Origin of the sequence: Streptomyces paromomycinus (assembly GCF_003865155.1) — a bacterium.
In the GTDB taxonomy this organism is placed as follows: Bacteria; Actinomycetota; Actinomycetes; order Streptomycetales; family Streptomycetaceae; genus Streptomyces; species Streptomyces chrestomyceticus.
The window spans coordinates 2686153-2709232 of the sequence record NZ_BHZD01000001.1; the positions used below are offsets into that span (position 1 = coordinate 2686153).

Annotated in this window: 17 protein-coding genes and 1 pseudogene; 8 read left to right on the forward strand and 10 right to left on the reverse strand. The window is 70.7% G+C overall.

What is annotated here, in order from left to right; genetic code table 11:
* Window positions 1–19 precede the first annotated feature (19 nt).
* The gene (locus tag OEIGOIKO_RS10730; protein WP_125058624.1) at window positions 20–1357 is read right to left on the reverse strand and encodes a M16 family metallopeptidase; all 1338 of its coding nucleotides are present in this window, start codon (window positions 1355–1357) and stop codon (window positions 20–22) included.
* Between the two features lie 248 nt (window positions 1358–1605).
* Here OEIGOIKO_RS10730 and OEIGOIKO_RS10735 point away from each other — a divergent pair, with 248 nt between their 5' ends.
* A complete protein-coding gene (locus tag OEIGOIKO_RS10735) occupies window positions 1606–4053 on the forward strand; it encodes a DNA gyrase/topoisomerase IV subunit A (RefSeq protein WP_125053856.1) in 2448 nt (815 codons plus the stop codon).
* Window positions 4054–4253: 200 nt separating this feature from the next.
* Here OEIGOIKO_RS10735 and OEIGOIKO_RS10740 read toward each other — a convergent pair whose 3' ends face one another.
* From OEIGOIKO_RS10740 to OEIGOIKO_RS41555, 3 genes are all read right to left on the reverse strand, one after another.
* Window positions 4254–5471 (reverse strand): CobW family GTP-binding protein, encoded by a 1218-nt coding sequence (locus tag OEIGOIKO_RS10740; protein WP_125053857.1) that lies wholly within the window; start codon window positions 5469–5471, stop codon window positions 4254–4256.
* A gap of 58 nt (window positions 5472–5529) precedes the next feature.
* Window positions 5530–6696 (reverse strand): citrate synthase/methylcitrate synthase, encoded by a 1167-nt coding sequence (locus OEIGOIKO_RS10745; protein ID WP_125053858.1) that lies wholly within the window; start codon window positions 6694–6696, stop codon window positions 5530–5532.
* Between the two features lie 100 nt (window positions 6697–6796).
* A complete protein-coding gene (locus OEIGOIKO_RS41555; RefSeq protein WP_170251423.1) occupies window positions 6797–7621 on the reverse strand; it encodes a hypothetical protein in 825 nt (274 codons plus the stop codon).
* On the opposite strand from OEIGOIKO_RS41555, the gene OEIGOIKO_RS10750 reads away from it, so the two are divergent.
* From OEIGOIKO_RS10750 to OEIGOIKO_RS10770, 6 genes and pseudogenes are all read left to right on the forward strand, one after another.
* Complete coding sequence (locus OEIGOIKO_RS10750) at window positions 7580–8755, forward strand: citrate/2-methylcitrate synthase (RefSeq protein ID WP_307721225.1); 1176 nt, start codon at window positions 7580–7582, stop codon at window positions 8753–8755. The genes OEIGOIKO_RS41555 and OEIGOIKO_RS10750 overlap by 42 nt on opposite strands.
* Window positions 8756–9505: 750 nt before the next feature.
* A pseudogene (locus tag OEIGOIKO_RS10755) lies at window positions 9506–10087 on the forward strand (DUF3291 domain-containing protein).
* A gap of 39 nt (window positions 10088–10126) precedes the next feature.
* The gene (locus tag OEIGOIKO_RS41560) at window positions 10127–10297 is read left to right on the forward strand and encodes a hypothetical protein (protein ID WP_170251686.1); all 171 of its coding nucleotides are present in this window, start codon (window positions 10127–10129) and stop codon (window positions 10295–10297) included.
* A 348-nt stretch (window positions 10298–10645) separates the two neighbouring features.
* Window positions 10646–11662: a sucrase ferredoxin gene (locus OEIGOIKO_RS10760; RefSeq protein WP_125053859.1), complete on the forward strand. Its 1017-nt coding sequence runs from the start codon at window positions 10646–10648 to the stop codon at window positions 11660–11662.
* A gap of 518 nt (window positions 11663–12180) precedes the next feature.
* The gene (locus OEIGOIKO_RS10765; RefSeq protein WP_125058626.1) at window positions 12181–13854 is read left to right on the forward strand and encodes an ATP-binding protein; all 1674 of its coding nucleotides are present in this window, start codon (window positions 12181–12183) and stop codon (window positions 13852–13854) included.
* Window positions 13851–14525, forward strand: coding sequence for a DUF7342 family protein (locus tag OEIGOIKO_RS10770; RefSeq protein WP_125053860.1), 675 nt, complete (start codon window positions 13851–13853; stop codon window positions 14523–14525). The genes OEIGOIKO_RS10765 and OEIGOIKO_RS10770 overlap by 4 nt, the downstream gene beginning before the upstream one ends.
* Before the next feature lie 35 nt (window positions 14526–14560).
* Here the strand turns inward: OEIGOIKO_RS10770 and OEIGOIKO_RS10775 are convergent, their stop codons facing one another.
* From OEIGOIKO_RS10775 to OEIGOIKO_RS10790, 4 genes are all read right to left on the reverse strand, one after another.
* Complete coding sequence (locus tag OEIGOIKO_RS10775) at window positions 14561–15238, reverse strand: response regulator transcription factor (RefSeq protein WP_125053861.1); 678 nt, start codon at window positions 15236–15238, stop codon at window positions 14561–14563.
* Window positions 15235–16425 (reverse strand): sensor histidine kinase, encoded by a 1191-nt coding sequence (locus OEIGOIKO_RS10780; protein WP_125053862.1) that lies wholly within the window; start codon window positions 16423–16425, stop codon window positions 15235–15237. Before OEIGOIKO_RS10780 ends, OEIGOIKO_RS10775 begins: the two co-directional genes overlap by 4 nt.
* A gap of 73 nt (window positions 16426–16498) precedes the next feature.
* Window positions 16499–16987, reverse strand: a complete 489-nt coding sequence (locus OEIGOIKO_RS10785) for a DUF1453 domain-containing protein (RefSeq protein WP_125053863.1) — start codon at window positions 16985–16987, stop codon at window positions 16499–16501.
* A gap of 182 nt (window positions 16988–17169) precedes the next feature.
* Window positions 17170–19290, reverse strand: a complete 2121-nt coding sequence (locus OEIGOIKO_RS10790) for a DNA gyrase/topoisomerase IV subunit B (RefSeq protein ID WP_125053864.1) — start codon at window positions 19288–19290, stop codon at window positions 17170–17172.
* A gap of 446 nt (window positions 19291–19736) precedes the next feature.
* Between OEIGOIKO_RS10790 and OEIGOIKO_RS10795 the strand changes: the two genes are divergently transcribed.
* Window positions 19737–19967, forward strand: a complete 231-nt coding sequence (locus OEIGOIKO_RS10795) for a DUF7455 domain-containing protein (protein ID WP_003981845.1) — start codon at window positions 19737–19739, stop codon at window positions 19965–19967.
* A 229-nt stretch (window positions 19968–20196) separates the two neighbouring features.
* On the opposite strand, the gene OEIGOIKO_RS10800 is transcribed toward OEIGOIKO_RS10795, so the two are convergent.
* Both OEIGOIKO_RS10800 and OEIGOIKO_RS10805 read right to left on the reverse strand, forming a co-directional pair.
* Window positions 20197–21009 (reverse strand): S1 family peptidase, encoded by an 813-nt coding sequence (locus tag OEIGOIKO_RS10800; protein ID WP_125053865.1) that lies wholly within the window; start codon window positions 21007–21009, stop codon window positions 20197–20199.
* A gap of 151 nt (window positions 21010–21160) precedes the next feature.
* Window positions 21161–22720: an RNA polymerase sigma factor gene (locus OEIGOIKO_RS10805; protein ID WP_031009147.1), complete on the reverse strand. Its 1560-nt coding sequence runs from the start codon at window positions 22718–22720 to the stop codon at window positions 21161–21163.
* Window positions 22721–23080: the final 360 nt, after the last annotated feature.

The following is a 23080-nucleotide window of genomic DNA, read 5'->3' on the forward strand; positions in this document are numbered from 1 at the left end:
GTGCTGCTGACGGCGTCGCTCACTGGGCCGCCTCCTCGTCGTTGTCCTCGGCGGCGGTCGGCTCGGTCGGCTCGTACACGAGGACCGCGCGGTTGTCGGGGCGCAGCCGGGCCTTGGCGACCTCCTGCACCTCCTGCGGGGTGATCTCCAGAACGCGCTGCACGGCGGTCAGGGCGAGCTGCGGGTCGCCGAACAGGACGGCGAACCGGCACAGTTCGTCGGCGCGCCCGGCGGCCGTGGCGAGCCGGTCCAGCCACTCGCGCTCCAGCTGGGCCTGCGCGCGCTCCATCTCCTCGGGGGTGGGGCCCTCCTCGGCGAAGCGGGCCAGTTCCTCGTCCACGGCACTCTCGATGCCGGAGACCTCGACGCCGCCGGAGGTCTTCACGTCCAGCCAGCCCAGCGAGGGGGCGCCGGCCAGCCGGAGCAGGCCGAAGCCCGCCGCGACGGCCGTACGGTCACGGCGCACCAGGCGGTTGTACAGCCGCGAGGACTCGCCGCCGCCGAGCACCGTCAGGGCCAGATCGGCGGCGTCGGCCTCACGGGTGCCGTCGTGCGGGAGGCGGTAGGCGGCCATCAGGGCGCGGGAGGGGACGTCCTCCTCGACGACCTCGCGCAGCTCCTTGCCGATGACGTCCGGGAGGGAGCCGTCACGCGGCGGCTGCTTGCCCTCGTGGCCCGGGATGGAGCCGAAGTACTTCTCCACCCAGGCGAGAGTCTGCTCCGGGTCGATGTCGCCGACGATCGACAGCACCGCGTTGTTGGGCGCGTAGTACGTACGGAAGAAGGCCCGCGCGTCCTCCAGGGAGGCGGCGTCCAGGTCGGCCATCGAGCCGATGGGCGTGTGGTGGTACGGGTGTCCCTCCGGATAGGCCATGGCCGTCAGCTTCTCGAAGGCCGTGCCGTAGGGGACGTTGTCGTAGCGCTGCCGGCGCTCGTTCTTGACGACGTCGCGCTGGTTCTCCAGGGACTCCTCGTCGAGCGCCGTCAGCAGGGAGCCCATGCGGTCGGCCTCCAGCCACAGCGCGAGCTCCAGCTGGTGGGCGGGCATGGTCTCGAAGTAGTTGGTGCGCTCGAAGCTGGTGGTGCCGTTCAGGGAGCCGCCGGCGCCTTGGACCAGTTCGAAGTGACCGTTGCCCGAGACCTGGGCGGAGCCCTGGAACATGAGGTGCTCGAAGAGGTGGGCCAGGCCCGTACGGCCCTTGACCTCGTGACGCGAGCCGACGTCATACCAGAGGCAGACCGCGGCGACCGGGGTCAGGTGATCTTCGGAGAGCACCACACGCAGGCCGTTGGCCAGCCGGTGCTCGGTCGCTGTCAGGCCGCCGGAGCCGGCTTGTTCTGTGGCCGTGTGACCCATGGGCATGTACGTCCCTTCGATCCGCTTGCGAGAAAGTTCTGTCACTGTATGCAAGCGTGCCGAGCTATGGCGAAGTTCCCGGCCGGGCTGCCTCGTACGAGCGGACTTCGCGGTGACCTCGTCCGGGGGCCTGGGGAGGGTCGCGGTCGGCGTTGTCAGTGGGGCGGGCCACAATGGTCCGCGAAAGACCCGAACGTTGATCTCGCATCGGCAAGCAGCAGGACGCAAGCGAAGGAGCCGCAGCCGCGATGGCCCGCCGTAGCACGAAGACCCCGCCGCCGGACGACTTCGAGGAGAGGATCCTCGACATCGACGTCGTCGACGAGATGCAGGGCTCCTTCCTTGAGTACGCGTACTCGGTCATCTACTCCCGCGCCCTCCCGGACGCCCGCGACGGCCTCAAGCCCGTACACCGCCGCATCCTCTATCAGATGAACGAGATGGGGCTGCGTCCCGAGCGCAGTTACGTCAAGTGCGCCCGTGTCGTCGGCGAGGTGATGGGTAAGCTCCACCCGCACGGCGACGCCTCCATCTACGACGCCCTGGTGCGGATGGCGCAGTCCTTCTCCATGCGGCTGCCCCTGGTGGACGGCCACGGCAACTTCGGCTCGCTCGGCAACGACGACCCGCCCGCCGCGATGCGGTACACCGAGTGCAAGATGGCCTCGGCGACCTCCCTGATGACGGAGTCCATCGACGAGGACACGGTCGACTTCGCACCGAACTACGACGGCCAGGAGCAGGAGCCGGTCGCCCTGCCGGCCGCCTACCCGAACCTCCTCGTCAACGGCGCGTCCGGCATCGCGGTCGGCATGGCGACGAACATGCCGCCGCACAACCTCGGCGAGGTCATCGCCGCCGCCCGCCACCTCATCAAGCACCCGAACGCCGACCTCGACACGCTGATGAAGTACGTGCCGGGCCCCGACCTGCCGACCGGCGGCCGGATCGTCGGCCTGGGCGGCATCCGCGACGCGTACGAGTCCGGCCGCGGCACCTTCAAGATCCGCGCCACCGTCTCGGTGGAGAACGTCACCGCCCGCCGCAAGGGCCTGGTCGTCACCGAACTGCCGTTCGCGGTCGGCCCCGAGAAGGTCATCTCCAAGATCAAGGACCTGGTGGGCGCGAAGAAGCTCCAGGGCATCGCGGACGTCAAGGACCTCACCGACCGCGAGCACGGCCTGCGCCTGGTCATCGAGATCAAGAACGGCTTCAACCCGGAGGCCGTCCTGGAGCAGCTCTACAAGCTCACGGCCATGGAGGAGTCCTTCGGCATCAACAACGTCGCGCTGGTGGACGGCCAGCCGCTGACGCTGGGCCTCAAGGAGCTGCTGGAGGTCTACGTCGACCACCGCTTCGACGTGGTGCGCCGGCGCAGCGAATTCCGCCGCACCAAGAAGCGCGACCGCCTCCACCTGGTCGAGGGCCTGCTCACGGCCCTGGTCGACATCGACGAGGTGATCCGTCTCATCCGCTCCAGCGAGAACAGCGCCCAGGCCAAGGAACGGCTGATGGACCGCTTCTCGCTGAGCGACATCCAGACGCAGTACATCCTCGACACCCCGCTGCGCCGCCTGACCAAGTTCGACCGGATCGAGCTGGAGTCGGAGCGCGACAAGCTCAAGGCGGAGATCGAGGAGCTGACCAAGATCCTCGAATCGGACGCCGAGCTGCGCAAGCTGGTCTCCGGCGAGCTGGCCGCGGTGGCCAAGAAGTACGGCACGGACCGGCGCACCGTCCTGCTGGAGTCGGCGGGCGCCCCGGTGGCCGCGATGCCGCTGGAGGTCGCCGACGACCCGTGCCGGGTGCTGCTGTCCTCCACGGGCCTGCTGGCCCGTACGGCCAACGGCGAGGTCAATTTCGACGCGGAGGCCAAGCGCGTCAAGCACGACGTGATCGTCTCGGCGGTGCCGGCCACCACGCGCGGCGAGGTGGGCGCGGTGACGTCCACCGGCCGGCTGCTGCGGCTCCAGGTCGTCGACCTGCCGCAGCTCCCCGACACCATCGCGGCGCCGACCCTGTCGGGCGGCGCGCCGGTCTCCGAGTTCCTCAGCCTCCAGGACGGCGAGGAACTGATCTGCCTGATGACGCTGGACGAGTCCTCGCCGGGCCTGGCCCTCGGCACCCAGCAGGGCATCGTCAAGCGCGTGGTGCCGGACTATCCGTCGCACAAGGAGGAGTTGGAGGTCATCACCCTCAAGGAGGGCGATCGCATCGTGGGCGCCGCCGAGCTGCGCACGGGCGAGGAGGACCTGGTCTTCATCACCGACGAGGCGCAGCTGCTGCGCTATCCGGCGGGGCAGGTACGGCCGCAGGGGCGGCCCGCGGGCGGCATGGCGGGCGTCAAGCTGGGCCCGGACGCGAAGGTCATCTTCTTCTCGGCCGTCGACCCCGGTGCCGACGCCATGGTCTTCACGGTCTCCGGCTCGCACGGCACCCTCGACGACTCGGTCTCCACGGCCAAGCTCACCCCCTTCGATCAGTACCCGCGCAAGGGCCGGGCGACCGGCGGCGTGCGCTGCCAGCGGTTCCTGAAGGGCGAGGACTGTCTCTCCCTGGCCTGGGCGGGCGCCGCGCCGGTGCGGGCGGCGAACGCCAAGGGTGTCCCGGTCGACCTGCCGGAGCCGGACCCGCGCCGGGACGGCTCGGGCGTACCGCTGACGAAGCCGGTCGCCGCGCTGGCCGGGCCGGTGTAGCGAACACGGTTCCGCGCCGGGAACGGTGACGGCGCCCCCGGGACGGCTACGGCCGTGCCGGGGGCGCTGCCTTGCCCGTCGCAGCGTCTACGGGGCTCGGTGCCCTGGGAGGCAGGCTGCCGGTGGCTACCGGTCGTCGGGCTTCCCCGGCCGTCCCGACTCCTCAGGCCGCTCCGGCCTTCCCCGGCCGTTCTGGCTCCTCAGGCCGCTCCGGCCTTCCCCGGCTCCTCCGGCTCCCCCGGCTCCTCCGACTGGTCCAGCTCCTCCGACTGGTCCGGCTCCTCCGAACCGGCGAAGTCAGCGGTCTCATCAGGGTCACCCGTGGACGGTACGTACCGGAGTACGCCCCACATGCTGTTCACGTCGGCGCGCTCCGGGCCCGTCTCCCGGCAGTCGGTCAGCTCCTTGCGTACCGCCGCCGTGTCGACCCCGCTGCCGATCAGGACGAGCTGGGTGCGGCGCTCCTCGTCCGGCTGCCACGGCGACGGGTAGAAGCGCAGGAAGTCCCCGACCGCGTGCACGGCGAACTTCTGGCGGTTCTCCGGTACGTCGAAGTGGACGAACCCTTTGATCCGGTAGAGACCGGCGGGCCTGCTGTCCAGGAAGGCCATGAGCCGGCGCGGGTTCATCGGCTCGTCCGACTCGAACGCGACACTCTCGTACGCGGCGTGGAGGTGCTGCCGGTGACCGTGGCCGTGGCCACCGCACCCCGGCCCGTGCTCGCTGCACGCGTCCTCCTCCTCGGCCTCCGCTTCCTCACGGAACAGGTCCTCGAAGGACAGCTGACGGACCGCCTCGTCGTCCGCGTCGCGCGGCTTGCGGTCGAAGAACAGCTCCGGGTCGATCCGTCCGTACGCGGCGGGCACGACCGGCGTCCCCGGGCTCAGCTCGGCGAGGGTCTCCAGCAGCGAGCGCTGCTCCGCCTCCCCGATCCGGTCGGCCTTGTTCAGGACCACCAGATCGGCGATGGCCACATGCCGGTCGATCTCCGGGTGCCGGGCCCGGGTGGCCCCGAACTCCGCCGCGTCGACGACCTCGGCCAGCCCGCCGTAGACGATCCGGTCGTTCTCGCTGGCCAGGATCATGCGGATGAGTTCCTGCGGCTCGGCCAGGCCGCTCGCCTCGATGACGATGACGTCGATACGGGCCGACGGCCGGGCCAACCGTTCCAGGTACTCGTCCAGCTCGCTGGTGTCGACGGCGCAGCACAGACAGCCGTTGCCCAGCGAGACCATCGAGTCGACCTGCCCGGCCACCGTCATGGCGTCGATCTCGATGCTGCCGAAGTCGTTGACGACCGCTCCGACGCGGCTGCCGCCGCTGCGGCCCAGCAGATGGTTGAGCAGGGTCGTCTTGCCGGAACCGAGGAATCCGGCGAGCACGATGACCGGAATCTGTCGCGGAGCCTGCGGGGCCAAGGGGGCGCCTCCATCGTCGTACGTCGGTGCGGCGGCGCGCCGTCGGTCCGGCACGCCGTCAGTTCAGCGCGGCGGGCACCGGCTGCGGCGGGGGCGGACCGACATAACGGGCCGCCGGGCGGATGATCTTCGAGTCGTCCGCCTGCTCCAGGATATTGGCGCTCCACCCGACCACCCGGGCCGCGCAGAAGGTGGGGGTGAACATCGCACGCGGCAGACCGCACAGCTCCATCACCACACCCGCGTAGAACTCGACGTTGGTGTGCAGTTCCCGGCCGGGCTTGAGCTCGGCGAGCAGCGCCTCGACCCGCTCCTCCACCTGCACCGCGAAGTCCACGAGCGGCCCGCCGAACCCCCGGGCGATGTCGCGCAGCATGCGCGAACGCGGGTCCTCGGTGCGGTAGACGGGGTGCCCGAACCCCATGATCCGCTCCCCCGAGCCGACCCGTTCGCGGATCCAGGCGTCGATACGGTCCGGGCTGCCGATGGCGTCGAGGGAGTCCAGCGCCCGGCTGGGCGCGCCGCCGTGCAGCGGCCCGGAGAGCGCGCCGACCGCGCCCGCCAGGCAGGCCGCGAGGTCGGCGCCCGTGGAGGCGATGACGCGGGCGGTGAACGTCGACGCGTTGAAGCCGTGGTCGACGGTGGAGATCAAATACCGCTCGATGGCACTGGTGCGCGCGGGGTCCGGCTCCTCACCGGTGAGCATGTACAGGTAGTTGGCGGCGTACGGCAGGTCGTCCCGCGGCTCGACCGGTTCCAGGCCGCGGCCGATGCGGTGCAGCGCGGTGAGCACGGTGGGCACCGCGGCGCATGCGGCGAGCGCGTCAGTGCCACGCTGCCGGGCGTCGATGTCGTAGAGAGGCTGGAAGTCCGCTGCCGCGCCGAGCAGGGAGAGCGCGGTACGCAGCCCGGCGAGCGGGCCGCTGCGGGCGCTCGCACGGGCGATACCGGGCAGTGCGTCCCGTACGGCGTCGGGCAGGCGGCGCAGCGCCACGGTCTCCGCCTCGAAGGCCGCGCGCTGCTCCGCGTCCGGCAGGTACCCGCGGAGCATCAGGTGCCAGACGTCCTCGAAGGTACGGCTCTGCGCGAGCTCCACGGCGGAGTACTGCCGGTAGTGGTAGAAGCCCTCCCCGCCCCGTACGTCCCCCAGCTCGGTCTCGGTGACGATCACTCCCGCAAGCCCGCGGGGCACGTCGAACATCGCGCCGGCCTCGGCAATCGACATGACAGTCCTCCCTGTATCTCCTGGGCGTTCCCCATTGACCCGACTGTCTATTCTGGACTGGACAAGTGTCAATGTTGATTGCATCAATACATGTGCAGGATCAATCGATAGGGTGGAGGGCATGGCGGATCAGGGAACGGGCCGGGGAGCGGACGAGGGGTGGGGCGCGGTGGGCCGCGAGGGAGGCGGGGAGCAGATCGGCGGCATCGATGGCGGTGGGGGCGGCGGTAGCGGCCTTGGAGGCGTCGGCGGGGGCGGGGGCGGGACCGGCGGAAGTGATCTCGGCGGGGTAGGCGGTGCCGGGAGCGGGACCGGCGGAGGTGATCTCGGCGGTACCGGCGGCGCCGGGAGCGGCGGAGGCGATCTCGGAGGCGTCGGCGGGGGCGGGGGCGAGACCGGCGGAGGTGATCTCGGCAGTGTCGGCGATACCGGGAGAGGCGGTGCCGGGAGCGGTGGTGCCGGGAGCGGTGGTGCCGGGAGCGGTGGTGCCGGGAGCGGTGGTGCCGGCGGAGGCTTGGGCGGAAGCGCCGGTGTCGGCGGTGGCATCGACAACGGCCTCCAGGGCGCCAACAGCGACTTCGGCAGCCCCGACGACTCCGGCAGCCCGGATAGCCGCCGTCCGGTTAACCGTCCGGATAGCCCGGACGGAGGTCTCGGCGATGCCGACGGCGGGACCACTGGCGGTGGAGGTGTCGGCCGGTCCGGAGGCCTCGGTGACGGTGCCGACGGTGCCGACAGCACCGGGGATATCGCCAGCGGCGGCACCGGCGACGTCGGCGGCGGCGTCGGCAGCACCGGCGACGTCGGCGGCAGCGGCGGCAGCACCGGCGACATCGGCGGCGAGCGGCGGCTGACCACCAGGGAAGCAGCCGACCGGCTCGGCGTGAAGCCGGAGACGATCTACGCCTACGTCAGCCGCGGCCAACTGACCAGCCGCCGAGCGCCCGGCGGCCGGGGCAGCACCTTCGACGCCGGGGAAGTGGACGCCCTCGCCCGCCGCGGCGCCCGCCGCGAGCCGTCCGCCGGCAGCGGCGACCTGGCGCTCCGTACCGGCATCACCCTCATCGACGCGGACCGCTGCTACTTCCGCGGCGTGGACACGACCGAGCTGGCCGACCACTACGGCTACGAAGAGGTCGCCGAGTGGCTCTGGACCGGCGTACTGCGCCCCGGCGTCCACTTCACCGCCCCGGAGGAAGCCCTCGCGGCCGCCCGACGGGCCGTCGACGCACTGCCCGCACACAGCAGCCCGATGGACCGGCTGCGCGTCGCGGTGGTGGCGGCGGCCTCCGCCGACCCGCTGCGTTTCGACCTGACCGAGGACGCCGTCCTGGGTACGGCGCGCTCCCTCATCCCCGTACTCGTCGATGCCCTGCCCCGTCTGGAAGACGGAATGGACCGCGCCGCCTCCCCGATCGCCCGCCGCCTGTGGTCCCGCCTCACCGAACAGCGGCCTGACGAGGCGTCACTGCGCGTCCTGGCCGCGGCGCTCGTTCTCCTCATCGACCACGACCTCGCCGCCTCCACGTTGGCCGCCCGGGTGGCCGCCTCCGCGCGGGCCCACCCGTACACCGTCGTGTCGGCCGGTTTCGGCGCCTTGGACGGCCCGCTGCACGGCGCCGCGAGCAGCCTCACCCACCGCATGCTGCAAGAGGTGCTGGAACGGGGCAGCGCGGCGGCCGTGGTGGCGGACCACCTGCGCGCCGGACGCCGGGTACCTGGCCTCGGCCACCGCATCTACCGGGGCGAAGACCCGCGCGCACGTACCCTGTTCCGCCTCCTGGAGGACGTACCGCAGGCCGCCCCGGCACTGCGGGCCGCACGCGAGGTGGCTGCCACGACCACCCGCCACACCGCACTGCACGCCAACGTCGACCTCGCCCTGGGCGTACTGTCCGTCACGGCCGACATGACCCCGGAGGCCGGCGAAACCGTCTTCGCGGTGGCCCGGACCGCAGGCTGGATCGCCCACGCGCTGGAGGAGTACGGGGAACGCCCCATGCGCCTGCGCCCCAACGGCCACTACACGGGCCCAAACCCACCCCAGCCCCTACCCTGACCCAACCCGAGGCTGCCCCAGCGCCCTCGCCCTGTCCTGCCGGAAGGGTGAGGATGGGATGGCAGCGGCACCAGGGCTGGTGACGAAGTCCAGGAGCGGTACTGCCAGGGCTTGAGCGCGTCCTGGGCCGACCGGCCATGCACGGTCGACGCCGACATGAACGGACGATGCCCCGCCGGGCAGCCACGCGGGCCGGTTCCCGGCGCGACGACCAGCGCAGAAGAGGCACTTCACTCTCGGCAGGCAATCAGCAGGCCGACGCCTTGGCCTCGGCATCTTGGCCTCGGCATCTTGGCCTCGACTCCTTGGCCTCGACTCCTTGCAGCAGCGTGAATGCAGCGGGACAGCCGCAGCATTGACGGCTTTGAGCCCAGGCAGCAGGCCCGCCCCTCACCGGCGCACAGCGTCCACGTGCAGCCCCGTCTCCGGGCGATGCATGCGTTGAAGCGTCCACGCGCGGCGTGCAGCACCACCTGTGCACACCCGCAGCCAGTGCTCAATCTTGTGGCCGTGGGCCAGCTTCTTCCACCACACACGTTCGCAGGCACTCAAGGCTGTCGGACAGAGGGTGCGCACGAGCACGGCGGGCGAACCGATGGACCGAAGTGCATCATTGGCCCCCACCCGCAGCCCGCCCCGCCAGTCACTGCCCCAGCCCCCGCAATGGCCGGTTCAGAAGGCCACTTGGGCAGGGAAAACGCAACTTCGACAGGGCCCGCGAAGGCAGCTACCTTCACCTGGTCTTCGGCGATCACCCGCGGACGCACAGGAGTTCCTTCCGGCCGAGCCACCCGCGACGGGACGAGCCGATCCCCCCTCACGCACGAACTCCACGACAGCGACGAGGTCATCTACCAGAAGATCAGCCAGCACCCCGGCTATCTCGCTCGGGCTGAAGCGACAGACGGCGCCCGGGGCACCCCCTTCGACCTCGACCGGGGCGACTGGGGAGAGTTCGTCGTACCGACCTGGTACGGCAAGGGCCGTACGACGGAAACCACCACCCTGGCCGTGCCTCTCTCGCTCTGGACCGACCTGCGCCCCGCCTTCGGCGCCACCTACACCGGTCTGCACCGTGAGGCGCTGAACAGGCGTTACGACTGGTCCGAGAGGACAGGACACCCGGCTTACGTGTTCTGGTGAGTCTCCGACGGCGTGATACCCACCTGGCAGAACGGGGCCTCCAGACTGGAGCACTTCCACGACCACGGCCCCGCGCCACACGCCTTCACCTCCCATCACTCGTTCACCCCGGACGGAACTCCGACCAGGACCAAAGGCATCGCGCCGAAGAGCAACCGGACTCGCTGCCAAGGAAGCCTGAACGACTGAGTTCACTGTCGACCGCCTCGATCGAACGACGGCGAACAGATGGGCCTGCACTACGACAGATCCGCCAGCCCCTGGGGCTTCGCCCACTACTCGCGAGCACCGATGAGCGCCAAGACGCCATCCCGCTCACCAGCAGTTTCGCCAGCACCCACCCCCGAAGCCGCCCTCGACTGCGCCTGCGGCCTCGACCTCACCGCCCCCAACACCTGACCGCACCACGCGTCACGCCACTCACCTCACACACTGCTCACACCGAGCCGCGCCGTTCGAACCGAGCCGCGCCGTTCGCACCGAGCCACACCGTTCGAACCGAGTCACACCGTTCACACCGAGTCGCTCACGTCACCCCGCTCAGATCACGCCGCTCACTCCCTCCCGGTCGAGCACCGCGGGCAACCCCACGGTGGTCCCGCTCACGGTCCAACAATGAACACATCCACCCTCAACACGTCCCGGCACCTCCCCCGTTCACCTCCGAGCCCATGCGTTCCCGCTTCCTGGTACCCGCGGTATCGGTTCGGGATTCCCACCGCTCCGCAGCAGGTTAGGGTTACCTATGTGAGCACGTGCGCAACCGCTTCCCGCGATGCCGCCGAGCCTGTCGCGGGCACTTCGGCCACCGCCCGGACCTGGCTGCTCGTCGAGCAGACCGGGCCCTGGGGCACCGAGGCGCTGGCCGAGAGCCACCTCGATCCCCGCATCGGCCGGGCCTTGGAAGCGGCGGCGGGCAACACGGGCGTCCGGGTGGCGCTCGTCCGCCGACCGGGCCGGCACGCGGACTGCCACGGCACCTCTGCCCGCAGAGCTTTCCTCGCCCACACCGCACCCAGCCGCTCCTGGATTCGGACCACCTCCGTCACCGACCCGGCGACCCTGCTGCACCTCGACTTCGCCCGGTTGGGAGCGGGTGAGCACGGCGGGCTCTGGCATCCGTATGACGGTGAACCGCTGGTCTTCGTCTGCACCAACGGCAAGCGTGACCGCTGTTGTGCCGTCCTCGGGCGCCCGCTGGCCTCCGAGCTCGCCGACAGCGGCGCCGAGGCGTGGGAAGTCACCCACATCGGCGGTCACCGCTTCTCCCCCACCCTCTTCGTCCTCCCGTACGGCTACGCCTACGGGCGGGCTACCGCTCCGCTGGTCAAGGAGGCCGTGGCGTCGGCCCGGGACGGCCGGATCCTGCTGGACCACTGCCGTGGCCGCTCGACCTGGGAGCGCCCGGCGCAGGCCGCCGACCTCGCCGTTCGCGAGCTGATACACGAGGACCGGGCGGATGCGATCGACATCGTGCACAGCGAGTCCGTGCCGTCTCCCGCAGACGGCGAGGAAGGCGCGAACGAGGCAGTGGAAGGCTCTCGCCACAAGGACACCACCGCGGCGGCCCCGACACCTCCGACGGCCGCCCGCCACGAGGCCCCCGCCCTCACCTGGGCCGTCACCGTCGCGCACCGCGACGGCCGATCCTGGTTGGTCACCGTCCAGCAGCGCGCCGACGGCACCCCCGCGCCGGTCAGCTGCGGTTCTCCGCTCGGCAGGCCTGCCCGCATGGCCGTACTCTCCGTACGCCCTCTCGGCTGAAGCAACCGCTTGACCGCTTCCCCCGCGCCCCCCGCACCGCACGTGCCCTCCGCATCCCTCACTTCTTCCGCCCCTGCCGCGCTTTCCGCGGCTCCCGCCAACAGCACCCACCGTCTTCGCCCCCATGATGCCCCCTTGGATCGCTCGAAGCCCTTGAATCCCTTGCACCTCTCCTGACCGCCCGGCCGCTTTCGCCACCAGCAGACGGTCACTCTCTGTGACTCTTCGAGAAAACCACGACCGAGAAGCTCGCGAAAGCCCTGTGGATAACCTCTCGCCACTTGCCCACAGGCGCCTCATCCGCCTCAGCCGCAGCCACGACCTGACTACCGAGCCACACCCCGCCCCGCCTACTGTTCGTTCATATGAGCGAACAGGTCGAGAGCAGCGCGCCGTCGCGTACGGACCGGCCCGCCGGCAGCGGACTGCGTGCCGTGCCGTCGTCGCTGCGTTCCGCGCTGTCGGGCCTGCGTCTCCGCGTGGGCTGGCCGCGCCGCGTCTTCGCGCAGGTGCTGCTGATGCAGCTGGCCATCGCCGCCGGTGTCACCGCGCTCGCCACCGGCCTCTTCCTCGCGCCGCTCAGCGCACAGCTCGACGACCAGGCGATGCGCCGGGCCTTGGCCATCGCCCAGACCACCGCCGCCGAATCACGTCTCGACGACGCGCTGGAAAGCTCCCGCCCCGGCCGCGGCGGACCCGTGCAGCACGAGGCCGAACGCATTCGCCGTGCCACCGGGGCGGAGTACGTCGTGATCATGGATACGCGTGGAGTGCGCTGGTCGCACACCGATCCCGCCGAGATCGGGCGGCGTGTCTCCACCGACCCCAGCGGCGTGCTGGCGGGCCGCGAGGTCATGCAGATCGACGAGGGCACCCTGGGGCGTTCCGCACGCGGGAAGGTGCCGCTGCGGGACGAGGAGGGAAAGATCGTCGGCGCCGTCTCGGTCGGTATCGCGTACGAGAGCGTGCAGCAGCGGCTGCTGAGCACCGTGCCGCAACTGCTCGCCTACGCGGGCGGGGCGCTCGCCGTCGGCGCGCTGGCCGCCTACCTGGTCGCCCGTCGCCTCCAGCGCCGTACCCATGACCTGGCCTTCTCCGACATCTCCGCCCTGCTCACGGAACGCGAGGCGATGCTGCACGGCATCCGGGAGGGCTTCGTCGCGCTGGACGCGCACGGCCGTATCCGTCTGCTGAACGACGAGGCGCAGCGCCTGCTGGACCTGCGTTCCGAGGACACCGGCCGGCCCTTGGCGGAGGCGCTGCCGCCCGGCCGTACCGCGGAGGTGCTGTCCGGCCGGGTGCGCGGTGCCGATCTGCTCACCGTGAGCGGGCAGCGCGTCCTGGTGGCCAACCGGATGCCGACCGACGACGGAGGGGCCGTGGTGACGTTGCGCGACCGTACGGAGCTGGAGCGGCTGGGCCGCGAGCTGGACGGCACCCGTGGGCTGATCGACGCGCTGCGCGCCCAGGACCACGAGCACGCCAACCGCCTCCACACCCTGCTGGGTCTCCTCGAACTGGGGCTGCACGAGGAGGCCGTGGAGTTCGTGACCCAGGCGGTGGGCGTGCACCGGGCGACGGCCGAGCAGGTCACCGAGCGGGTGCACGACCCGCTGCTGGCGTCCCTGCTGGTCGGCAAGGCGACGGTCGCCACCGAGCGCGGCGTCTCGTTGAGCATCGCGCCCGGCAGCCACCTCCCGGACCGGGTGGTGGACCCGCACAGCCTGGTCACCGTCCTGGGCAACCTGGTCGACAACGCCCTGGACGCCACGGCCGGCACTCCCGGGGCGCGCGTCGAGGTCGAGGTGCGCGCCGAGGACCGTACCGCGGTCGTCCGGGTCCGTGACAACGGTCCCGGAGTGCCGGAGGCCCGGCGCGCGGAGATCTTCACCGAGGGCTGGACGACCAAGGAGCCCCCTGCGCACGGACAGCGCGGCATCGGCCTCGCGCTCGTGCGCCGCCTGGCCGAACGGTACGGGGGCACCGCCGCGGTGGCCGAGAGCCCCGGTGGGGGCGCGGAGTTCACCGTCACGCTCCCTGATGCGCTGTCCGACGCGCTCTCGGAGCAGGCGCCGGACGGTGGCGCCGCTGTGGAAGCTGGAGCGAACGGCCGAGGCAGGGGCGCACGCGCCCCGGAGGAGCGCGGGCCCGACGGCCGTGGCGCCGATGACGGCTCAGGAGGCGCGCGATGATCGACGTACTGGTCGTGGACGACGACATACGGGTCGCCGAGATCAACGCCGCGTATGTCGCGAAGATCCCGGGTTTCCGCGTCAGCCGCCTCGCCCACTGTGCCGCCGAGGCCCTGGACACCCTGGAGACCGCCTCCGTCGACCTCGTCCTGCTGGACCACTACCTGCCCGACGAGACCGGCCTCCAGCTCGTCTCACGGCTGCGGCAGCGCGGCCTGCAGACCGACGTGATCATGGTGACGGCGGCGCGTGACATCGCGACCGTCCAGGCGGCCATGCGGCACGGGGCGCTGCAGTACCTGGTCAAACCGTTCACGTTCGCCGGGCTCCGGTCCAAGCTGGAGGGTTACGCGGCTCTGCACCGCACCTTCGAAGGCGGCGGCCAGGCCGAACAGTCCGAAGTCGACCGGCTCTTCGGGGCGCTGGGGTCCGTCAACGCCGGCCCCGCGGAGCTGCCCAAGGGGCATTCGACGGCCACCGCCGACCGGGTCCGGTCCGTCCTGCGCACGGCGGACGCGCCGCTGTCCGCCCAGGAGGTGGCCCGGCAGGCGGGCCTGAGCCGGCAGACCGCGCAGCGGTACCTCAAGCTCCTCGAACGGGCCGGACGGGTCCGCCTCAGTCTCCGGTACGGGGAGACCGGCCGTCCCGAACACCGTTACGTCTGGGTCTGACCGCCAGGCGCCGTTCTCCTGGGCTCTTCACCCCATCAGGTGATGGACGAGCCGGGCGGTTGTGCGAGACCGTGCCGGTAGGCGTAGTGGATCGCCTGGGCCCGGTCCCGCAGCCCGGCCTTGGCGAAGAGGTTGTTGATGTGGGTCTTCACGGTCGCGTTGGAGACATGCAGCGACCGGGCGATCTCCGGGTTGGACAGTCCCTCGGCGACCAGCCTCAGCACCTCCGTCTCACGCGCGGTCAGTCCGTCCGGGGGCTCGGCCGGCGCTGCCGGGGCGGCTGTCCGTACGGGCTCCGCGAACCGCTCCAGCAGCCGCCGCTGCACCTTCGGCGACAGCCCGGCCGCGCCCGACAGCACGTCCTCGACGGCCCGGACGATCTCGTCGCCGTCCGCGTCCTTCGTCAGGTAGCCCCGGGCGCCGGCCTCCAGCGCGGGGAAGAGGTGGTCGTCGTCCGCGTAGGTCGTCAGGACGACGACTTCGGTGCCCGGGTGCTCCGTCCGGATCCTCCGGGTGGCCTCGACGCCGTCGCAGCGGGGCATCCGGAGGTCCATCAGGACGACGTCCGGGGCCAGTTCGGCGGTGAGCCGTACCGCCTCCTCACCGTCCCCGGCGGAGCCCACGACCTCGATGCCCGGCAGCAGTCCCAGCAGCATCACGATGCCCTCACGCACCACCGTCTGGTCGTCCGCGACCACGACCCGCGCCGTCATACCGGCACCCTCAACCGGACCACGAAACCCTCCTCGGCGGGACCGGAGTCCAGCGTTCCACCGAGGAGTTCGGCGCGCTCCCGCATCCCCAGCAGACCGTACCCGGAACCGGACGAGCCGAGGTCGTCGAGGGTCCCCGGCCCGCCACCGCGGAGTTTCCCGCGCGCGGCGGAATTCCGTACCTCCAGCTCCACCTCGGTCTCCGTATAGGCGAGCCGTACGGTCACCCGCGCGCCCGGCGCGTGCTTCCGTACGTTCGTGAGCGCCTCCTGGGCCACCCTGCGCAGCGCGAGGCCGGCTTCGGGCGACAGCTCGCACCGCTCCCCCGTCACCTCCAGGCGGGCGTTCTCAGCGGCGGTCAGATGACGCAGGAAGTCCTCCACCGGCGCCATCTCGCCGCGCAGCGCCGACAGGGCCTGACGTGTGCCGTCCAGGCCCTCCCTGGCCATGCCGCGCGCCGCCACGACCCGCTCCAGGATCTGCTGCCGGTCCGCCTCCAGGTCACCACTGCGCTGGATCAGCAGCCGCGCCGCCTCCAAGTGCACAAGTTGCGCGCTCAGACTGTGCGCGAGTACGTCGTGCACTTCACGGGCGATGCGTCCGCGCTCGGCCAGCGCGGCGGTCTCGGCCTCGGCCTTACGGGCGGCTCGCTCCTGAGTCAGGAGCCGCCGCGCGTTGCCCTGTGCCTCGGAGTCCAGCCGTACGACGTACCCGGCCAGTCCGAGCCCGGTGACGGTCGCAGTGATCGACAGCCAGCCGTCCGAGCTGCGCGTGGCGTACGCCCCCAGGGACACCACCATGCACGGCACGGCCGCCGCCAGCGGAAGCCGTGCCATCGAGAGGACGGCGCACGCGCCCCACACCACGGCGGCGGGCACTCCGGCGCCTTCCGTGTGGAACCAGAACGCGCCGGCCTCCAGTAGCGCCAGCAGGCCGAGGGCCGGCCACAGCCGGTGCTCCAGCGTCGTACGGAAGAACCCCCACAGGAGCAGGCCGCAGAGCGCGACCGCGGCCAGCCCCAGCACCGCTCCGGCGTCCCGGAACGCCTCGTCCGCCAGCGCGCTCCACAGCAGACCGGCCATGATCACGGTGCGGATGGCCCTGCCGATCCACACCCGTGTCCGGCTCGAAACCTCGCGGGACAGCGCTTCCCGCGAGGGCCAGCTCGTCCAGAAACTCAGCGGCACAAACGATCCTTCCGGCACGGTGCTCCCGGGGCTGGGCCGCCGGCACGTACGGCCGGGACGCGGGACCGCGGTCTCAGCCACCGGCAGCAACACGGTACGTCGGCCGGAGCTGCTGGGCGCGCCACATCAGGGTGCCCGTACGGGCGAGCAGCGTGGCGGCCACGGTCAGCATCGTGGCCTGGGTGCCCAGGTGGACCCCCACCAGCACCGCGATCCCGTACAGGCCGAACCGCAGCCCCGCTCCGAGGACCCAGGCCACGGCGGTGACCCAGCGGCCGGCGGACCACACCTGCCCGTCCTCGTCCGTCCAGATCCGCATGGTCCAGGCCCAGCCGGCGCCGGTGAGCAGGCCGAGGACGACACCGACGGCCAGCAGGGCGGCCGACCCGGTGGGGTGCGCGTTGTCGATCAGGCCCGGTTCGCGGACCGCCATGAAGCCCAGGACGGCGGGCAGCAGCCACCAGCGCTTGCCCTCCGACGCCAGCCGCTGCGGCTTGACCTGCCGAACAACCACCAGCGCGATGATCGCGACGATGACGAGAACGTTGAGCAAGCCGCTCATGACCTGGGCCTCCGAAGCACGGGAACAACAACTGTTCCGACGCTACGGAGCGGGCACCGCCGGCCGGATCGGCGTGCGGGTGGGCTCCGGGTGGAAAACGCGGCGGGCGCCTCTCCACCCGTGGGTGGACAGACGCCCGTACCGGCGCGGGCGGGCGCTTCACGCGCCCCCGCGGCGGCCCGTCACGTGTCGATGCGCGAGAGGTCCAGCGTGGCGGCGGAGCTGGTGATGAACTCCCGGCGCGGGGCGACCTCGTTGCCCATGAGCAGGTCGAATGCCTTCTCGGCGGCCTCCAGGTCGCTGATGTTGATCCGGCGCAGGGTGCGATGGCGGGGGTCCATGGTGGTCTCCGCGAGCTGGTCGGCGTCCATCTCGCCCAGACCCTTGTAGCGCTGAATGCTGTCCTTGTAACGGATGTTCTTGCGCTGCAGTTCCAGCAGGGTCTGGCGCAGCTCGTTGTCCGAGTACGTGTAGATGTACTTGTCCTGGCCCTTCTTGGGCTGGGTCAGCTCGACCCGGTGCAGCGGCGGCACGGCCGAGAAGACCCGCCCCTGCTCGACCATCGGACGCATGTAGCGCTGGAAGAGGGTCAGCAGCAGGCACCGGATGTGCGCGCCGTCGACATCGGCGTCCGCGAGGAAGATGACCTTGCCGTAACGGGCCGCGTCGATGTCGAAGGTACGGCCGGAACCCGCTCCTATGACCTGAATGATCGCGCCGCACTCGGCGTTCTTGAGCATGTCCGAGACCGACGACTTCTGGACATTGAGGATCTTGCCGCGGATCGGCAGCAGCGCCTGGAACTCGGAGTTGCGCGCCAGCTTGGCGGTGCCCAGCGCCGAGTCGCCCTCGACGATGAACAGCTCGCTGCGCTCGACGTCGTCGCTGCGGCAGTCGGCCAGCTTGGCGGGCAGCGAGGAGGACTCCAGAGCCGTCTTACGGCGCTGGGCCTCCTTGTGCTGACGGGCCGCGATGCGGGTACGGGCCGCCGCGACGATCTTGTCGAGGACGGCGCGGGCCTGCTGCTTGGCGTCCCGCTTCGTGGAGGTCAGGAACGCCTTGAGCTCCTTGGCGACGACCTGCGCGACGATCCGGGAGGCGGCCGAGGTGCCCAGCACCTCCTTGGTCTGCCCCTCGAACTGGGGCTCCGCGAGCCGTACGGTGACGACCGCGGTGAGCCCCTCCATGGCGTCGTCCTTGACGACGTCGTCCTCGGCGACGCGCAGCAGCTTGGCCGACCGCAGCACCTCGTTGACGGTCTTGGCCACGGACCGCTCGAATCCGGACACGTGCGTGCCGCCCTTGGGGGTGGCGATGATGTTGACGAAGGACTTGACGGTGGAGTCGTAGCCGGTGCCCCAGCGCAGCGCGACATCGACGCCCAGCTCCCGGGTCACCTCGGTGGGGGTCATGTGACCACGGTCGTCCAGGACCGGCACGGTCTCCTTGAACGTGCCCTGCCCGGACAGCCGCAACACGTCACAGACGGCCTTGTCCTGCGCCAGGTACTCGCAGAACTCGCTGATACCGCCGTCGTACCGGAAGGTTTCCTCCGTCGGGCCCTCGCTCTCGACGCCGCGCTCGTCCCGTACGACGAGGGTCAGGCCGGGCACCAGGAAGGCCGTCTGGCGCGCCCGCGCGTGCAGCGTCTCCAAGGACAGCTTGGCGTCCTTGAGGAAGATCTGCCGGTCGGCCCAGTAGCGTACCCGCGTGCCGGTCCGGGTCTTGGGGATGCGCTTGCCCTTGAGCAGGCCGTTGGCCGGATCGAAGGGGGCGTCGGGGCCGGATTCGGTGAAGATGCCGGGCACGCCGCGGCGGAAGCTGATCGAGTGGGTCTTGCTGTTGCGGTCCACCTCGACGTCCAGCCGGGCGGAGAGCGCGTTGACGACCGAGGCGCCGACGCCGTGCAGGCCGCCGGAAGCCGCGTACGAGCCGCCGCCGAACTTGCCGCCGGCGTGCAGCTTGGTCATCACGACCTCGACGCCGCTCAGGCCGGTCTTGGGCTCCACGTCGACCGGGATGCCGCGGCCGTTGTCCCGGACCTCCACCGAGCCGTCGCCGTGGAGGACGACGTCGATACGATCGCAGTAGCCGCCCAGCGCCTCGTCGACGGAGTTGTCGATGATCTCCCAGAGGCAGTGCATCAGGCCGCGGCTGTCCGTCGAGCCGATGTACATGCCCGGACGCTTGCGGACGGCCTCCAGTCCCTCCAGGACGAGCAGATGCCGCGCGGTGTAGTTGGACCCGTCCCGGTCAGCCCCGGTCAGCACGGCGGTGGACGGCACGGACATCTCGGCGGTCACGCGGTTCGCTCCTCGCTGAATTACTGGTGGCCCGCATTCCGCGGACCCGGTCGTGGCGGTGTCGCCGGTGAGAGCGTACCGAGGCCCGGTAGAGCCGATGTGACGCCACCCGTGACGGTGTCCATGGTAGTAGACTTTCGTTCAAGTGTTCGATACCTCGTTGGAGTGAGAGCGCGATGCCACGCACATCACGTTCCCTTCGAGGCATGAACCATTTAGGCTCCGGGCACGTCCTCTTGAACAACCGGCAAGCCAGCCGGGAGGACAAAAGCCCAGCAACCAACGTGAATCAGACCACCACGCAATACGGCTCATTCGCCGCCACCCGGCAACACCCGGCCCCCTTGGAAAAAAATTTTCAGGGAACAGGCACGAGCGGGAACGTTTTCGGCCTGGTTGGATGTTGACCCTGGTACGACAGCTCGTCGAGCTAGAGAAGAGGCGACGTGACTACTGTTCTGACCCCCGCGAGCCCGCTGACGGCCGCTGACCGCTGCGACCGCTGCGGCGCCCAGGCATACCTGCGCGTCGTTCTGATGTCCGGCGGCGAACTGCTCTTCTGCGCCCACCACGGCCGCAAGTTCGAGCCAGAACTCAAGAAGATCGCCGCGGAAATACAGGACGAGACGGAGCGGCTGACCGCCTCTCCCGCGTCTGCTTCCGATGAGGAACGCTGACACATCGCATCCGACGACGAGCGAGCAGCGGCCTAGGGCCGTGCGGCGGGCGGTCCCCCGGCACCACCGGGGGGCCGCCCGCACTCGTCAGCGTCCGCACCGCGGCCACCGTCGGCCCACACCGCCGACGCGACCACGACGGTTGCGCCTTCAAGCGCCCCTCACGGCGCCCTGAGGCGCTGCCGCCACACACTCCGCACCATCGACCAGGACGTCCGCTCCGCGGCCTTCAGCCGGCCCCGTGGGCGGTCACGTGCTTGATCATCGCCGAGATGCGCGTGTAGACACCCGGCTTTCCCACCTTCCCGCAGCCCGTCCCCCAGGACACCAGCCCCACCAGCCGCCCCCGCGCCACCAGGGGACCTCCGCTGTCGCCCTGACAGGCGTCCCGGCCACCGTTCGGCACCCCTGCGCACAGCATGGAACCGGACAGATACCGACCGTCCGCATTGCCCGGATATGCCCTGCTACAGGCCGCGTTCGAGAACATCTGCACCTGCGCCGAGCGGAGCGTGGACGCGTACGAGCCGTTACCCGTGGTGTCGCCCCAGCCGTACACGTTCGCCTTGGTACCTGCCTTGTACGCGGGGTCACCGGCCTTCGCCATCGAGAGCGCCCGGCCCTTCGGCATCTGCTTGGCGAGCGTGAGGACGGCGATGTCACCGGCGTTGCTGTAGCTGTCGTACGTCGGGTTCACCCAGACCCGCCGCGGCACCAGCTCCTGCCCGCCCCTGCCCCGCATGTCCTCGCGCCCCACGATGATCCGCAGGTCCTTGACCTGCTGCCACTCCACGCCCAGCACCGCGCGGCTCAGGCAGTGCGCCGCCGTGACCACCGTCGCGCGGCCGACCAGTACACCGCCGCAGAACTGCCCCGAGCGGTCGGCACCGAACCGCGAACGGGAAGCGATGGCGACCATCCACGGGTTGTCGGAGACCTTCACCTGCCGGCCTCCCACGACCGCCGCGTCCGCCTGCGCGGTGACCGGTACGGCGAGAAGCAGGACGAGGGCCCCGATGGCGGCCCGGACGTAGGCACGCATACACGCTCCTGACTGTGCGGAAGTGTTCGCACACCCAGGGTGAGACAGTTGAGCGCATCACGCACCCGGACACACCGCGGGCCCGGCCCCCACCGAGGGGGACCGGGCCCGCAATGCACTCGTACGGCCGTCCGGAACAGCCGCTTCCGGATCAGTCCAGGTAGTCGCGGAGAACCTGCGAGCGCGACGGGTGACGCAGCTTCGACATCGTCTTGGACTCGATCTGACGGATCCGCTCCCGCGTGACGCCGTAGACCTTGCCGATCTCGTCCAGCGTCTTGGGCTGGCCGTCGGTGAGACCGAAGCGCATGGAGACCACGCCCGCCTCACGCTCGCTGAGCGTGTCCAGGACCGAGTGCAGCTGCTCCTGCAGCAGCGTGAAGCTGACCGCGTCGGCCGGCACGACCGCCTCGGAGTCCTCGATCAGGTCACCGAACTCGCTGTCGCCGTCCTCGCCCAGCGGGGTGTGCAGCGAGATCGGCTCACGGCCGTACTTCTGGACCTCGATGACCTTCTCGGGGGTCATGTCCAGTTCCTTGGCCAGCTCCTCCGGGGTGGGCTCACGGCCCAGGTCCTGGAGCATCTGGCGCTGCACACGGGCCAGCTTGTTGATGACCTCGACCATGTGGACGGGGATGCGGATCGTCCGGGCCTGGTCGGCCATGGCGCGGGTGATCGCCTGGCGGATCCACCACGTCGCGTACGTGGAGAACTTGTAACCCTTCGTGTAGTCGAACTTCTCGACCGCACGGATCAGACCGAGGTTGCCCTCCTGGATCAGGTCCAGGAAGAGCATGCCGCGGCCGGTGTAGCGCTTGGCCAGCGAGACCACCAGACGGAGGTTGGCCTCCAGCAGGTGGTTCTTGGCGCGGCGGCCGTCCTCGGCGATGATCTCCAGCTCGCGCTTGAGCTTCGGCGCCAGCTTGTCGGAGTTGGCCAGCTTGTCCTCGGCGAACAGGCCCGCCTCGATGCGCTTGGCGAGTTCGACCTCCTGCTCAGCGTTGAGCAGCGGGACCTTGCCGATCTGCTTGAGGTAGTCCTTGACCGGGTCGGCAGTGGCGCCGGCCGCGGCGACCTGCTGCGCGGGGGCGTCGTCCTCGTCGTCGTCGGACAGCACGAACCCGGCGTTCTCGGCACCCTCGGGCACCTCGGCCGCGGCCTCGCCGCCCTTGCCGGCGGGCGCCGCCTCCTCGATCGGCTCGTCGTCGAGGAGCTCGTCGACGTCCTTCTTGGCGGCGGTCTTCTTCGCCACGGTCTTCTTGGCGGCGGTCTTCTTCGCGACCGTCTTCTTCGCGGCGGCCTTCTTGGCCACCGCCTTCTTCTCGGGCCCGCCCTCGGCCTCGCCGTACGACACGTCACCCATCGGGGCGGCCGCGGTGGTGGCCTTCTTCGCCGTGGCCGTCTTGGCCGCGACGGTCTTGGTGGCGGTGCGCTTCGCCGGACTCTTCGCTGCGACGCTCTTGCGGGTGCGCTTGGGCGCCTCTGCGGCACTGACCATCAGCGTCACACCCTCCTCGTCGAGGATCTGGTTGAGGCTGCGCAGAACGTTCTTCCACTGGGTTGGCGGAATCTGGTCAGCCTCGAAGGCCCGACGCACGTCATCGCCGGCGATCTGCCCATCAGCCTTTCCCCGCTCGATGAGCGCCATCACTGACTCGGACTCGGCGATCTCCGGCGGGAGCGTACGGGATGTGCTGGCCGACACGAACAACCTCTCGGAACGATGGAAACGGCTTCCGACCCCGTCCACGGCGGATCGGAGCCGACGACCGTCGGTGGGGATGGACCGACGGCGCAGGGGAAGCCGGGGAGTTGAACAGCGCCGAAAACGCCGCTCGCATTCCCTCCTCGGCTATCACCTCTTAAGTCATCGCGCCTCCCCGGCGAGCGTTACGCCCAATCTGCGTGGCCCGAGTCACACCGCATAACGAGACATTCCCCCCTCTACGGTGCGCAATCCTCCCAAGCAAACGCCGGGCCCGGATCATGCTCCCGGGCCCGGCGGCCTGACGTACTGCGGCCCGCGCACGCCGCTCGCTCGCGGTGGCGCACTTGCCGCGGATCCCCACGC